This is a genomic window from Acidovorax sp. KNOB132 (genome assembly GCF_057541515.1).
Window position 1 is genome coordinate 41,956 of the sequence record NZ_BAAJYT010000010.1, and the last position, 13,739, is coordinate 55,694.

General features: G+C 69.1%; 11 protein-coding genes and 2 pseudogenes. 7 read left to right on the forward strand and 6 right to left on the reverse strand.

All coding sequences use genetic code 11. The annotated features are described in order from the left end of the window. Positions 1-9 precede the first annotated feature (9 nt). From AC27IO_RS03325 to AC27IO_RS03340, 4 genes are all read left to right on the forward strand, one after another. The gene (locus tag AC27IO_RS03325; RefSeq protein WP_498737285.1) at positions 10-1,110 is read left to right on the forward strand and encodes a lactonase family protein; all 1,101 of its coding nucleotides are present in this window, start codon (positions 10-12) and stop codon (positions 1,108-1,110) included. Between the two features lie 106 nt (positions 1,111-1,216). Then, positions 1,217-2,272 (forward strand): SMP-30/gluconolactonase/LRE family protein, encoded by a 1,056-nt coding sequence (locus AC27IO_RS03330; RefSeq protein ID WP_498737287.1) that lies wholly within the window; start codon positions 1,217-1,219, stop codon positions 2,270-2,272. Positions 2,273-2,298: 26 nt separating this feature from the next. Further along, complete coding sequence (locus AC27IO_RS03335) at positions 2,299-3,294, forward strand: Bug family tripartite tricarboxylate transporter substrate binding protein (RefSeq protein WP_317357991.1); 996 nt, start codon at positions 2,299-2,301, stop codon at positions 3,292-3,294. Between the two features lie 203 nt (positions 3,295-3,497). Further along, complete coding sequence (locus AC27IO_RS03340; RefSeq protein WP_498737290.1) at positions 3,498-4,868, forward strand: PQQ-dependent sugar dehydrogenase; 1,371 nt, start codon at positions 3,498-3,500, stop codon at positions 4,866-4,868. A 16-nt stretch (positions 4,869-4,884) separates the two neighbouring features. Here AC27IO_RS03340 and AC27IO_RS03345 read toward each other — a convergent pair whose 3' ends face one another. The 6 genes and pseudogenes from AC27IO_RS03345 to AC27IO_RS03370 all read right to left on the reverse strand — a co-directional run bounded on the left by AC27IO_RS03345 (position 4,885) and on the right by AC27IO_RS03370 (position 10,135). Beyond that, complete coding sequence (locus AC27IO_RS03345; RefSeq protein ID WP_498737292.1) at positions 4,885-5,928, reverse strand: phytanoyl-CoA dioxygenase family protein; 1,044 nt, start codon at positions 5,926-5,928, stop codon at positions 4,885-4,887. A 16-nt stretch (positions 5,929-5,944) separates the two neighbouring features. After that, positions 5,945-7,258 carry a type II toxin-antitoxin system HipA family toxin gene (locus AC27IO_RS03350; RefSeq protein ID WP_317357998.1) on the reverse strand — a complete coding sequence of 438 codons (1,314 nt, stop codon included), beginning with the start codon at positions 7,256-7,258 and terminating at the stop codon, positions 5,945-5,947. Positions 7,259-7,278: 20 nt separating this feature from the next. Then, positions 7,279-7,587, reverse strand: coding sequence for a helix-turn-helix domain-containing protein (locus AC27IO_RS03355; RefSeq protein ID WP_272569110.1), 309 nt, complete (start codon positions 7,585-7,587; stop codon positions 7,279-7,281). A gap of 133 nt (positions 7,588-7,720) precedes the next feature. Beyond that, positions 7,721-7,936, reverse strand: a complete 216-nt coding sequence (locus AC27IO_RS03360; protein ID WP_498737295.1) for a YjfB family protein — start codon at positions 7,934-7,936, stop codon at positions 7,721-7,723. A 99-nt stretch (positions 7,937-8,035) separates the two neighbouring features. Then, positions 8,036-9,449: pseudogene (locus AC27IO_RS03365) on the reverse strand (dihydrolipoyl dehydrogenase). 98 nt (positions 9,450-9,547) lie between these two features. After that, complete coding sequence (locus tag AC27IO_RS03370; protein WP_284403990.1) at positions 9,548-10,135, reverse strand: IMPACT family protein; 588 nt, start codon at positions 10,133-10,135, stop codon at positions 9,548-9,550. 186 nt (positions 10,136-10,321) lie between these two features. Between AC27IO_RS03370 and azu the strand changes: the two are divergent. From azu to AC27IO_RS03385, 3 genes and pseudogenes are all read left to right on the forward strand, one after another. Further along, positions 10,322-10,773: pseudogene (azu, locus tag AC27IO_RS03375) on the forward strand (azurin). A gap of 131 nt (positions 10,774-10,904) precedes the next feature. After that, on the forward strand, positions 10,905-11,114 hold the full coding sequence (locus tag AC27IO_RS03380) for a hypothetical protein (protein ID WP_284401284.1): 210 nt from the start codon (positions 10,905-10,907) through the stop codon (positions 11,112-11,114). Between the two features lie 167 nt (positions 11,115-11,281). Beyond that, positions 11,282-13,739 (forward strand): YgiQ family radical SAM protein (locus AC27IO_RS03385; protein WP_498737297.1); only part of this gene is annotated, 2,458 nt, incomplete at its 3' end.

The window sequence follows — 13,739 nt, forward strand, 5'->3', positions numbered from 1 at the left end:
GAGCGATCCATGGCGATTTCTTCTTCCTTCCTGCGCGCGGTGGCGCTGGCCCCCGTGGCCGCCGCCGCGCTGATGGCGGCCAGCGGCGCGGCCTCGGCCGCCACCTGGGTCTATGTGTCGAACGCCGACAGCCAGGACATCTCGGTGTACGAACTGGATCGCGCCGCCGGCCAACTCCAGCCGGTGGAGACCGTGACCGTGGGCGGCCAGGCCATGCCCATGGCGGTCTCGCCCAACAAGCGCCAGCTGTACGTGGCGCTGCGCTCGCAGCCTTTTCGCGTGGTGACGCTGGCCATCGATCCGGCCAGCGGCCGCCTGAAGAAGCAGGGCGAGGCCGCCCTGGCGGACAGCATGGCCAACATCGACACCGATGCCACCGGCCGCTGGCTGTTCGCCGCGTCCTACCCGGGCCACAAGATCACCGTCAACAGCATCGACAAGGACGGGCTGGTGGGTGCGGTGCAGCAGCTCATTCCCACGGCGCCCAACGCGCACGCCATCCATGCCGACGCGGCCAACCGCTACGTGTTCGCCACCAGCCTGGGTGGTGACCATCTGTCGAGCTGGCGCTTCGACGCCACCACCGGAAAGCTGACCGCCAACGAGCCGGCGCTGACCGCGGTGGCCCCGGAAAAGGCCGGCCCGCGCCACTTCGTCTGGGACAAGGCGCAGCGGTATATGTACGTGGTGGACGAGCTGGACGCGGCCCTGCACGTGATGGCGTACGACCCCGAGCGCGGCACGCTGCGCGAGGTGCAGCGCACCACCACCTTGCCGCCAGGCTTCACCGGCAAGCCCTGGGCGGCCGACCTGCACCTGTCGCCCGATGGGCGCACGCTGTATGCGTCCGAGCGCACGTCGAGCACGCTGTCCACCTTCCGCGTCTATGCGGCCACCGGGCAGCTCGAGCCGCTCGGCCAGGTGCCGACCGAGAAGTCGCCGCGCGGCTTTGCCGTCGATGCCTCGGGGCGCTTCCTGATCGCGGCGGGGCAGGACTCGCACAGCGTGTCGCTGCACCCCATCGATCCAGCCACCGGCGTGCCGGGCACGCCCACGCGCGTGGCTGCGGGCAAGAACCCCAACTGGGTCGAGATCGTCGACCTGCCGTGAAGCATCGACGCCTTGGTGCGTGGGCACGCATGCGCCTGCCCGCCCGCGCGGCTTCGGGACCTGGGGCCCGCCGCGCTTCCTGAAAACACGACCGGAGACAAAACCCATGCAAAGAGCGACACAAGACGCCACCCCCCAGACCCCGCCATCGCGCCGCCGTTTCATGGCCGGCGCGCTGGCCGCCACGGCCACGGGCCTCGCGCAGGCCCAGGCGTTCGACTTCAAGCCGCAGCAGCGCTACCCCGATCCCTCGGTGCAGATCCTGGACCCGTCATTCGCCAAGTACCGCCTGTTCAGCAGCAGCGTGGAGCAGATCGCCACCGGCTTTCGCTGGGTCGAAGGCCCGGTGTGGTTCGGCGATGGGCGCTACCTGCTGTTTTCCGACATTCCCAACAACCGCATCCTGCGCTGGGACGAGGCCACGGGGCAGACCGGCGTGTTCCGCCAGCCCTCCAACTTCTCCAACGGCCTGGGCCGCGACCGCCAGGGCCGGCTGCTGGCGTGCGAGCACCTGACCCGCCGCGTGACCCGCACCGAGTACGACGGCAGCATCACCGTGCTGGCCGACCGCTTCGAGGGCAAGCGCCTGAACTCGCCCAATGACATCGTCTGCCCGAGCGACGGCTCAATCTGGTTCACCGACCCGCCGTTCGGCATCGGCGGCCACTGGGAGGGCGACAAGGCCGTCTCCGAGCTTCCGCATGCGCTGTACCGCATCGATCCTTCCGGCCGGCTGGATCGCGTGCTGGAGGCGCGCTTTCCCAACGGTCTGGCGTTCACGCCGGACGAAAAGCAGCTCTACCTCGTGGCGCGCACCGCCGACAACCGCCGCCAGATCGTGCGCTACGACGTCACCGCCCGCCAGGGTCTGGCCAACCCGACCGTGCTGATCGAGGGCGGGGCGGGCGCGCTGGACGGATTCAAGGTCGATGAAGACGGCAACCTGTGGTGCGGCTGGGGCAGCACGGGCGCGGCCGACTCGGTCGCCGCGGACCTGGACGGCGTGATGGTGTTCAACCCGTCCGGCAAGGCCATCGGCCACATCCGCCTGCCCGAGCGTTGCCCGAACCTCGTGTTCGGCGGCCCCAAGAAAAACCGCCTCTTCATGGCCAGCAGCCACTCGATCTATTCGCTCTACGTGGAAACACGCGGAGCGGTCTGATTTTTCAAAACCAGGAGACAACGCACATGCAACGCAGAACCTTCATCGCCGCCGCGGCCGCTGCGGCCGCCGCCGGCAGCTTCATCGGCCTGCCCGCTTTCGCGCAGGGCACCTGGCCCACGGGCAAGACCATCACCTACCTTGTACCGTTCGCGGCGGGCGGCACCACCGACACGCTGGGCCGGCTGATCAGCCAGCAGCTGGGCACTGCCCTGGGCACGACCGTGGTGGTGGACAACAAGGGCGGGGCGGGCGGCAGCGTCGGCTCGGAAATCGCGGCCCGCGCGGCACCGGACGGCTACACGCTGCTGGGCGGCACCATCAGCTCACACGCCATCAACGTGAGCCTGTACCCGAAGCTGGGCTACGACCCGGTGAAGTCATTCGCGCCCGTCACGCTCATCGGCACCAACCCGGTGGTGCTGGTGGTGGCGGCCAGCAGCCCCTACAAAACCCTGAAGGACGTGCTGGACGCGGCCCGCGGCAAGTCGGGCGGCCTGTCGTCCGCCTCGGCCGGCACCGGCACCTCGCAGCATCTGGCGCTGGAGCTGCTGGCCTACAAGTCGGGCGTGAAGTTCACCCACGTGCCGTACAAGGGCAGCGGTCCGGCCATCCAGGACGTGATCGGCGGGCAGGTGGACATGATGTTCGACACCACCGTCGTGGCCGCGCCGCACATCCAGAGCGGCAAGCTGCGCGCCATTGCCGTCACCTCGGCCAAGCGCCTGGGCTCGATGCCCGACGTGCCCACCGTGGCCGAATCCGGCTTGAAGGACCTGGCCGACTTCGAGGTGCAGTCGTGGCAGGCCATCTTCGTACCCGCCGGCACGCCCGAGCCGGTCGTGACCCGTCTGCACACCGAAATCCGCAAGATCCTCGCGCAGCCGGACATGCAGACCCGCCTCAAGAGCTTCGGCATGGAGCCGGCCGACATGACGACCGCGCAGATCGCCACCTTCCAGAAGGCCGAAGTCGCCAAGTGGGCGCAGGTGATCAAGGCTGCCAACATCAAGGTGGACTGACACCGCGCGGTGGCTTGACGAGGCCCGGTGCCCTGGCGCCCGGGCCCGCTGCATGCCGGAGAGGGGAGGGGATGGGAGACCCGTCCGGCGCGTTCGCGCCCATGGCTGACAGGGGCGGTGGTGCCAGCGCGGCACACTGGCCCGCATCGCGGCGCATCCGCCGCGATCGGCACCCCAACACAGCACAGAAGGCAGGTTCTCCCATGCACGCGCGACGCTCCCATCTCCCCCCGTTTTCAACCGCCCGCTGGCCTGTCGCCGTCCTGGGCTGCGCGCTGGCTGGGGCCCTGGCCGGCTGCGGCGATACGGCGCGGCTGCCGCCCGAGGCCGGCGTGGGCCCGTCGCCCACGCTGCCCGAACCCCACAAGACCCTGATCCCCACCGTTCACATCGCACCCGCCAAGGGGTGGCCCGACGGCATGCAGCCCACGCCCATGGCGGGCATGCAGGTCACCGCGCTGGCCAAGGGGCTGGACCATCCGCGCTGGGTGTACGTGCTGCCCAACGGCGACGTGCTGGTCGCGGAGAGCAACACGCCGGCCAAGCCCAAGGAAGACCAGGGGCTGGTGAAGAACGTGCGCAACTGGGTCATGGGCAAGGTCATGGGCCGCGCGGGCTCGGGCGCGCCGTCGGCCGACCGCATCACCTTGCTGCGCGACACCGACGGCGATGGCGTTGCGGAAACGCGCAGCGTGTTCCTGCAGGGCCTGCATTCCCCGTTCGGCATGGCGCTGGTGGGGGGCGACTTCTACGTCGCCAACACCGATGCGGTGGTGCGCTTTCCCTACATGGCGGGCCAGACCACCATCACCGCGCCCGCCACCAAGGTGGTGGACCTGCCCGGCCTGCCGTTCAACCACCACTGGACCAAGAACCTCATCGCCAGCCCCGACGGCCGCAAGCTCTATGTGACCGTGGGCTCCAACAGCAACGTGGCTGAGAACGGCATCGAGGCCGAGCAAGGCCGCGCCGCCATCTGGGAGGTGGACCGCGCCAGCGGCGCCCACCGCATCTTCGCCAGCGGCCTGCGCAATCCGAACGGCCTGGGCTGGGCCCCCGGCAGCGGCGCGCTGTGGACGGTGGTGAACGAACGCGACGAGATCGGCAGCGACCTCGTGCCCGACTACCTCACCTCGGTGAAGGAGGGCGCGTTCTACGGCTGGCCCTACAGCTACTACGGCCAGCATGTGGATGTGCGGGTGAAGCCGCCCCAGCCGGACCAGGTCGCCAAGGCCATCGCACCCGACTATGCGCTGGGCAGCCACGTGGCGCCCCTGGGGCTGGCCTTCTCGGGGGCCGGCAACGGGTTGCCGCAGCAACTGACCCAGGGGGCCTTCGTGGGTCTGCACGGCTCGTGGAACCGCAAGCCGCGCAGTGGCTACAAGGTGGTCTTCGTGCCGTTCGAGAACGGCCAGCCCAAGGGCCAGCCGATCGACGTGCTGACCGGATTCCTCAGCCCCGAAGGCGATGCCTATGGCCGTCCCGTCGGCGTGGCGCTGGATGCGCGCGGCGGGCTGCTGGTGGCCGATGACGTGGGCAACGCCATCTGGCGGGTTTCGGGCACACCCCGATAGGGATGGTGGAGGCTGCTCAGCGCCAGATCGCCTGAATCGGCACGTCGGCGGGCATCATGTTGATGTACTGCACCAGACGGGGCCGCGCACCGCGGTTGGGGCTGGCGCCGTGGGGCAGCGCCTGTTGCCAGATCACCAGATCGCCGGCCCCCGCGCCGATGGGCCGGGCGCCCAGCGCCTGGAAATCCTGCCTGCGCGGATCGGCGTTCGGCGGCAGTCCGGCCAGCCACCCTTCCACTTGGCGGTGAAAGCCCGGCACCACGGTGAGCGCGCCCTGTTCGGGCGGCGTGTCCGTGAGATACAGGATGCCCTGGGTGCAAAACGGAATGGGTGGCTCCAGGCTCACATCCCAGTGCAGCCCCTGCGCCTGGTAAGGGTGGCCGGGGCGCTCCGGCACATTGAAACCGCAACGGTCCGTGCTGCGCCACAGGTCGGCGGTGCCCCACAGTTGCGCGAACGCCTTGTGGATGCGCAGCGCCCGGCGGTTCGCGTCGAACGCGGGGTGCTGGAACAGCTGGACCATGATGTTGCGCGGGGCGTTGCGGTACCACGACTCCACGTCGTCCGGCGTGGCGCCCACCGCATCCCACACCACTTGCGCCGCGGCGGCGCTGTCGTCGGGCGCCACGGCCTGCCGCACGATCACGTAGCCGTGCTCGTCCCAGTGCGCCAGGTCGTCGGCATCCAGGACGGGCGGCATGGCGTCGACCTGGGCATGCAGCCGGGCCACGGCGTCGGGCACGGGCCCGCCGTCCACCAGCGCCTGGATGCGGGCGATGGTGGCGGCATCGGGCGCCCCGGCGGTGCGCACGATCCAGTCCTCGAAGTCCGCGAACTCCGGCGCATGCCACAGCACGTGCTGCATGGTCTGCTCCAGGCCCAGGCCCATTGCCGCGAGCACGATCTGCGTGCGATGGGATTCCGCGTACTCGCCCGTGGGCAGGCCCTGGCGCGCCGCCATCCAGCGTGACCAGCAGCGCTTGAGGTAGGGCACCTGCAAGGCGCCGCGCTCGCCGGGCGGGCAAAGGGGATCGGCTCGGTTCAATGATGGGTTGGTCATGCTGGGAGTTGTGCTTTCAGTTCCGTGTGAGCGCGACACCGCCTGCCAGGCGCTCCGCGACCGACCGGCGCATCGCGGGCGGTGCGTCGGCGATGCGCTCGGGCCATGTCTGCTGGGCCAGGCGCACCGAATCGCGCAGCAGCGCAAGATGGCGCGGCGCCCGCAGCAGGCCGGCGGCCTTGATCAGCCCCTCCATGTCGTCCCATGAAAAGGCGCGCAGGGTTTTGTCGATGGCCCGGTTCACCGCGTACTGGCTTTCGGGCATGCCCTCGAAGAACGCGGCGACGCACACGGGGTCGTACAGCGGCGACAGCTGCGGTGCGCGCCCGTCAGGGTAGACCAGCGCCCAGTTTTTGAGGTGCGCATCGGTGTTGCCCATGAGGATGAAGGCGACCATGCGGGCGAGGAACTCGCGGGTGTCGTGCACGGGCTGGTGGCTCAGGCGGTCCAGCACGCGCAGCATGGTGGCGTAGTCCTGCAGGATGCCCTTGCCGTACTTCTGTCGCGGCGTGTAGCCCAGCACCTGGTTGAACTCTTCCATGTGCACCCGCTGGCCGCCGGGCAGGTGGTCGAACCGCTGCACGGCCAGGATCTCGTCGAAGGGCACTGCATCGGGCAGATCGGCCTCGGCGCGGGTGATGACATCCGCCTGGGCGCAGTCCAGGCCGAGCGCCCGGCACAGCTGGTAGCCGGCGTGTTCGTTGGCCACCAGGTCGGGGTGGGCGGTGGTGGGCAGCTTCAGGATCACGCTGCCGGCCGCGCCCTTGCGGTGCACGGTGTAGCGCCGCCCTTCCTGCACCGCGCTGAACTTGGTGACCACGCCGGGCAGCGAGGCCGCGTCCTCCACGGGGTATTCGACGAAGCCCGGCTCCAGCACGTCCAGGCCCTGGGTGGTGTGCCAGTGGCGAACCACGTCGGGCACGCCGTCCTGTGCGGGTACGGGCTCCACCTCCAGCGCGCCCATCAGATCGTGGCCCGCGGCGGCCAGCAGCTCGAACTCGTCGTCGGGCGTGCAGCCGCGCTCGCGCGCGAGGCGCTCGCGGTTGTGGCCTTCGGGCAGCAGGTTCTGAAAGTACACCGGCCAGCGGCCATCGGTGCGCACCAGCCGGGCGTCGCGCGCCGAAGCCAGGATCTGCTGCGTGGCGGCCTCGGTCTCGCCCTGAAAGCTGAGCGACAGGGTGGGGCGGCCGGGGTCGTTGATGTAGCTGGCATCGAACGACACGCGCAGGATGTCGCCGTACTGCGAGAGGTAGCCGATCGCCATGCGGCCGGCACCCTGGCCGGCCGGGCGGTGCAGGTACAGGCGCAGGTAGCGGATGGAGGTGCTCATGGCGGGTCAGCCGGCCGCGCTCAGCCTTCTTTGCGCAGGCTGTCGATCACCGAAGGCGGGGCATCCACGCCCTGGGGCTGTCCCAGGAATTTGCCGCCCGACTGGATGAAGGCCTGCAGGCTCGGCCGAAGGGTGCTGGGCACGGCGATGATGTCCATCCCCAGCACGCGGGCCATTTCCGTCAGGGTGGAATAGCGGGGGTCCAGGTCGCCCCCTTCGGTGCGCTGCACCGTCATGCGCGAGAGGCCTGCCCGTTCGGCCAGCTCCGCCTGGGTGAGCTGGCTGGCCTTTCGGGCCACGGTCAGGCTGTGGATCAGATCGTTGGTCATGATCCTGTTTATACTCTTTTTTGGCTAAAAGAGTATTCCAAGTTTCACCTGCCGGTGGTTTGGGTGAATCAGATGGCGGCTTTCACCATAAGACCGCCTCCCCGTAAAGCGCCGGCCCCTCGAGGCCGCCGGCTCAGGCGAACGTGTTGACCTGGGTGCCCAGCGCGCCGGAGGTGGCCAGTGCCGGTTGGGGCATCGATTGCTTCATCGATTCGATCAGCAAGGTGGCGGAGGCCTCTTGCGTGTCCAGCGCCTTTTTCAGCACCCGGATGTTCAGGGCATCGGAATTCTTCTGGCTGGCCATGGCCGTTGCGGTGTTGGCGACCGACTGGGAAAGCGCGACATCCATGGGGTGCTCCTGTTGAGGCCTCGGGATGAGGCGAAGGCAAAGACCCCTCCCTTTTCGGCACCCCCGCCCGGAACTGAAGCCCGGGCGGGTGCGGAATATTCAATCGAGCGCGCTGGCCCCATAGGCGGAGCAGGCCGACAGGTCCGAAGCGCTGCCGCTGGGCAGGTGCGAAGCCGCATCGCGCAGCGCGGTGCGCAGGCCTTCCTCCAGGACCGGGTGGTAGAACGGCATGCGCAGCAGGTCCTGCACCGTGAGTGACCGGTCGATGGCCAGCGCCAGCAGATGCGCCATGTGCTCTCCGCTGGGGGCGCAAAGCTCCGAGCCCAGGATGCGGCCGCTTTCGCGCTCCGCATACACGTTCAGGCGGCCCTGGTTGTGCTGCGCCACGCGCGCGCGGCCCTGGCGGGAGAAATCCACCGAGCCCGTCACGAATTCGCCTTCTTTCAGGTCCTTCCAGGCCTGGCCGATCACCGCCGCGTTGGGCTGGGTGAACACGATGGACAGCGGCGTGCGCCGGCGAAAGCATTGCGGCTCGGGTGCCATGGCGTTCAGTGCGGCCATGTGGCCCTCGTCGGAGGCCTCGTGCAGCAGCGGCCGGCGGTCGTCGGCATCGCCGGCCATGAACAGGGGCAGGTCCGCGATCTGCATGGTGCGCGCATCCACGGGCGGCTTGCCGTGCGCGTCCAGGGGGATGCCCAGGGTATCGAGGCCGAGGTGTTCGGTGTTCGGCCGCCGCCCCATGGCCGCCAGCACCTGGTCCACCACCACCGTGGTGCTGCCGTTGCTGACCTCGATGCCGCCCGGCACTTCGCGCAAGCGGGCCTCCTCGCCCACGCTGACGACGAATTCGTCTTTCAGCACGTCCTTCAGCGCACCGAGGATGTCGGGATCGGACAGCCCGGCCAGCGATGGCCCGGTCGAGAACGCCGCCACTTCCACGCCCAGCCGCGACAGGGCCTGCGCCAGTTCCGCGCCCAGCGGTCCCAGCCCGATGACCGCCACGCGCGGCCCCAGGGTGGGCTGCTCGAAGAGGGTGTCGGTGGTCAGGATGCGGTCGCCGAACGCCAGCCATTCCTCGGGAATGATGGGGCGCGAGCCAGTGGCGATGATGACGCTGCGGGCATGGTAGGTCTTGCCTCCCACTTCCACCGTGCCCGGGCCGCGCAGCCGCGCGTGGCCCGAAATGCCCTGGTCGCCGACCGCCGATGCCTTCTCGGTGCCCGCCACGAACTCGTCGCGCAGGGCGCGCACGCGCTCCAGCACGGCAGGCATGTCGACGGAGAGGCCGTCCCCCGCCGCGCAGGCCGAAGGTGTCGAATGCGTGGCGCCGGTGGTAGGCGTTGGCCGCTTCGATCAGCATCTTGGAGGGCATGCAGCCCACCCGCGCGCAGGTGGTCCCCCAGGGGCCATCGTTGACGATCCGCACGCGGTCGGTGCGTTTGCGAACCTCGCGCAACGCGGCAAGGCCTGCCGATCCCGCGCCGATGATGATGGCGTCCAGGGGTGGGCTCATGGGTCGATCTCCTCAGGGGTGGCGAATGGCTGAGTGTCCCCGGGCCGCAGGGTGGGGCCTGTAGGTGCAGGGCACTTTCGGCGCAGGCGATGGCGGCGCTACGGCGCGATCCAGCCGATCCGGCCCTGGCAGGCGTCGTTCAGCCGCTGCACGAACGCCGCCTCCTGCGGCTGAGGCAACTGGATGCGCACGGCCACCAGCGAGCCGTGGGCCACCTCGCCCAGCGTGGCGCCGGCCGCCTCGACCTCGCGGCGCACCAGGCCCTCCAGGGCGTAGGGCACCTCGCACTGCAGCGCCACCATGCGCTGCAGCGGCACCTTCTCGGCCGGCAGCAGCGCCTGCGCGATGGTGTCGGTGTAGGCCCGCACCAGCCCGCCCGCACCCAGCTTGACGCCGCCGAAATAGCGCACCACGGTGGCCAGCACGCCTTCGAGGTCCTGGTGGCGCAGCACCTCCAGCATCGGCCGGCCCGCGGTGCCGCCGGGTTCGCCGTCGTCCACCGCGGCCGACTGGCCGCCCGCCAGCAGCGCCCAGCAGACGTGCGCGGCACCGGGGTGCTGCTGCCACAGCGCATCGACGGTGGCCTGGGCCGACGCGCGGTCCGCCATGGGCTGCACGCAGCCGATGAACCGGCTTTTCTTGATGACCAGTTCGCTGTGGGTGGGGGTTCGCACGGTGTAGGGCATGGGCGGCGGAGCTTAACTGCACGCCGGGTCCATGGACGGCGTTCGGCACAAGGCTTGATGCACCTCAAGGCGCTGCAGGGGCCCCGCGCATACGCTCCCTGCATCGCGCTGTTGCTTCGCCCGGCTGCATGGAGCAGCCCGGCAACGCCAGGCGCAAGCACCTGTTTTATGAAGAAGGAAGACCTCATGGCAAACCACTGGAAATTTGCGGCGCTGGCCCTGGTATTGGCGGCTGGCCCCACCTGGGCCGCCGACTGCACGGCCGAGATCGACGGCAACGATGCGATGCAATTCAACAAGGCGACCCTCGCGGTGCCGCAAAGCTGCAAGCAATTCACCGTCAAGCTCAAGCACGTGGGCAAGCTTCCCAAGACCGCCATGGGCCACAACTGGGTGCTGAGCAAGGCCGCCGACCTGCAGGCCGTGGCCACGGATGGCATCGCCGCCGGGGCGCCAAGAACTACGTGAAGGACGCGGACGCCCGGGTGATCGCGCACACCAAGATCGTGGGCGGCGGCGAGAGCGATTCGGTGACGTTCTCCACCCAGGCGCTCAAGGCCGGCGAGTCCTATGCCTATTTCTGCTCCTTTCCCGGCCATTCCGCGCTGATGAAGGGCACGCTGACGCTGGCGAAATAACCCTTCGCTTCCCGACGGTGTGGCCGTTGGCACACAAAGGGCTCCCTTTTCGGCGGGCCCTTTTTCGTTGACACGAAACAGTCACCCCGCCGCCATACGCTGGCGGCAACCCCGCATGAAAAGGACCCGCCATGCTTGCCGCTGCGCTGACCCACGTGATGAACGCCATGGTGTTTCCCGCTGCCCTGGCCGGTGCCAACGGGCCGGGCCGCGTGGAGGAGGGCGCCTTGGCCGCTATTCCTACCGCCTGGACCGCCAGAGCCACCGAACTGCACTCGCCCTACGGCGAGCCGCCCGCACCGGATCTGGACCAGCGGGTGCGTGCCTCCGGCGAATGGTGAAGGGCCGATCGGGGCCCGCCACGCCGCGCACCGAGACCGCCGCCAAGCCGCTCGCCACCCGCGGCTGACCCCCTGCGGCGCAGGGCGCGGGCACGCGCCTTGGCCTTCGGTTTCGACAGGAAAGGCCCGAAAGCCTAAAATCGCGGCTTCCCCACGCCTTGCCCTCCATGAACGCCCCCGTTGACGTTTCCTTTTTCGCGCGCGCCGCGAAGCCGCTGACCAGCTATCGCCCCTATTGGGCGAAACGCTTCGGCACGGCCCCGTTCCTGCCCATGAGCCGCACCGAGATGGAGCGCCTCGGCTGGGACAGCTGCGACGTGATCCTGGTGACGGGCGATGCCTACGTCGACCACCCCAGCTTCGGCATGGCCGTGATCGGCCGCACGCTGGAGGCGCAGGGCTTTCGCGTGGGCATCATCGCCCAGCCCGACTGGCAGAGCGCCGATGCCTTCAAGGCCCTGGGCCGCCCCAACCTGTTCTGGGGCGTGACGGCGGGCAACATGGATTCCATGATCAACCGGTACACCGCCGACCGGAAGATCCGCAGCGACGACGCCTACACTCCTGGCGACGTGGGCGGCAAGCGCCCCGACCGCGCGGCCATCGTGTACAGCCAGCGCTGCCGCGAGGCCTACAAGGACGTGCCCATCGTGCTGGGCGGCATCGAAGGCAGCCTGCGCCGCATCGCCCACTACGACTACTGGAGCGACAAGGTGCGCCGCTCCATCGTGGTGGACGCCAAGTGCGATCTGCTGCTGTACGGCAACGCCGAACGCGCGCTCGTCGAAGTGGCCCACCGCCTGGCCGCGCGCGAGCCCGTGGAGCAGATCACCGACGTGCGCGGCACCGCCTTCGTGCGCCGCTCCGACGACGAAACCGGCCAGGGCTGGTTCGAGATCGACTCCACCAGCGTGGACGAGCCCGGCCGCGTCGAGGCGCACGTCAACCCCTACATGACGACCAGCGAGCAGGCCGCCGCCCAAGGCAGCACCTGCAGCAAGGAGGATGCTCCTGATTCGATAGCATCCATGCCAATGGATACTAGGGCGCAAGGGCAAAATGGCTCGAAATCCGCCGAGCCCAACCCCGCCATCCAGCCGATGCTGTTCGTGGCCAACCCGAACCTCAAGGCCAAGCTCAAGGTGCCGCCGCGCGAGCGCAGCGTGATCCGCCTGCCCAGCTACGAGCAGGTCAGGAGCGACCCGGTGCTCTACGCCCACGCCAACCGGGTACTGCATCTCGAGACCAACCCCGGCAACGCCCGTGCCCTGGTGCAGGCCCACGGCGAAGGCCCGACGGCGCGCGATGTGTGGATCAACCCGCCGCCCATCCCGCTGACCACGGCCGAGATGGACTACGTGTTCGATCTGCCCTACGCGCGCGGCCCGCATCCGAGCTACGCCGACGAGAACGGCAGCCACGACGGCGTGACCAAGATCCCGGCGTGGGAGATGATCCGCTTCAGCGTGAACATCATGCGCGGCTGCTTCGGCGGCTGCACTTTTTGCTCGATCACCGAGCACGAAGGCCGCATCATCCAGAGCCGATCCGAGGACTCCATCATCCAGGAGATCGAGGACATCCGCGACAAGGTGAGCGGCTTCACCGGCACCATCTCCGACTTAGGCGGCCCCACGGCCAACATGTACCGGCTGGGCTGCAAGAGCCCGGAGATCGAGGCCGCGTGCCGCAAGCCCAGTTGCGTGTACCCGGGCATCTGCCAGAACCTCACGACCGACCACGGCCCGCTCATCAAGATCTACCGCCGCGGCCGCGCGCTCAAGGGCATCAAGAAGATCCTGATCGGCTCCGGCCTGCGCTACGACCTGGCCGTGAAGTCGCCCGAATACGTGAAGGAGCTGGTGCAGCACCACGTGGGCGGCTACCTCAAGATCGCTCCCGAGCACACCGAGCAGGGTCCGCTCACCAAGATGATGAAGCCGGGCATCGGCAGCTATGACAAGTTCAAGCAGATGTTCGAGCAGTTCAGCGAAGAGGCGGGCAAGAAGCAGTTCCTGATCCCGTACTTCATCGCCGCGCACCCGGGCACGAGCGACGAGGACATGATGCACCTGGCCATCTGGCTCAAGAAGAACGGCTTTCGTGCCGACCAGGTGCAGACCTTCTACCCGAGCCCCATGGCCACGGCCACGGCCATGTACCACTCGGGCAAGAATCCGCTGCGCAAGATCGGCCGCGACAGCGAGGCGGTGGACATCGTGCGCGGTGAAAAGCGCCGGCGCCTGCACAAGGCCTTCCTGCGCTACCACGATCCCAACAACTGGCCGCTGCTGCGCGAGGCGCTGAAGACCATGGGCCGGGCCGACCTGATCGGCAACGGCAAGCACCACCTGATCCCGACCTTCCAGCCGATGACGGACGGCAGCTACCAGAGCGCGCGCCGAAAGAACAGCACCGTGGCCCCGGTGGCGCCACAACGCAAGGCGCCGCCGGCCAAGGGCGTGGCGTTCAACAAGGCCGCGCAGCAGCCCGTGGCCGGCCGCATGCTGACCCAGCACACCGGCCTGCCGCCCCGCGCCGGCCTAGCCGGCAAGCCCGCCGGCGGACCTCTTCCGGTAAAACGTTCCGCAAGGGGCGCTGAGCCCTCCGGCGCCGCCGCGCCCG

Bases quoted from the DNA above. Each gene is read 5' to 3' on its own strand.
- AC27IO_RS03380 (WP_284401284.1), top strand. From the start codon at position 10,905: ATGCTTGCCGCTGCGCTGACCCACGTGATGAACGCCATGGTGTTTCCC.
- AC27IO_RS03335 (WP_317357991.1), top strand. From the start codon at position 2,299: ATGCAACGCAGAACCTTCATCGCCGCCGCGGCCGCTGCGGCCGCCGCC.
- AC27IO_RS03325 (WP_498737285.1), top strand. From the start codon at position 10: ATGGCGATTTCTTCTTCCTTCCTGCGCGCGGTGGCGCTGGCCCCCGTG.
- AC27IO_RS03340 (WP_498737290.1), top strand. From the start codon at position 3,498: ATGCACGCGCGACGCTCCCATCTCCCCCCGTTTTCAACCGCCCGCTGG.
- AC27IO_RS03360 (WP_498737295.1), bottom strand. From the start codon at position 7,936: ATGGATGTCGCGCTTTCCCAGTCGGTCGCCAACACCGCAACGGCCATG.
- AC27IO_RS03350 (WP_317357998.1), bottom strand. From the start codon at position 7,258: ATGAGCACCTCCATCCGCTACCTGCGCCTGTACCTGCACCGCCCGGCC.
- AC27IO_RS03370 (WP_284403990.1), bottom strand. From the start codon at position 10,135: ATGCCCTACACCGTGCGAACCCCCACCCACAGCGAACTGGTCATCAAG.
- AC27IO_RS03345 (WP_498737292.1), bottom strand. From the start codon at position 5,928: ATGACCAACCCATCATTGAACCGAGCCGATCCCCTTTGCCCGCCCGGC.
- AC27IO_RS03330 (WP_498737287.1), top strand. From the start codon at position 1,217: ATGCAAAGAGCGACACAAGACGCCACCCCCCAGACCCCGCCATCGCGC.
- AC27IO_RS03355 (WP_272569110.1), bottom strand. From the start codon at position 7,587: ATGACCAACGATCTGATCCACAGCCTGACCGTGGCCCGAAAGGCCAGC.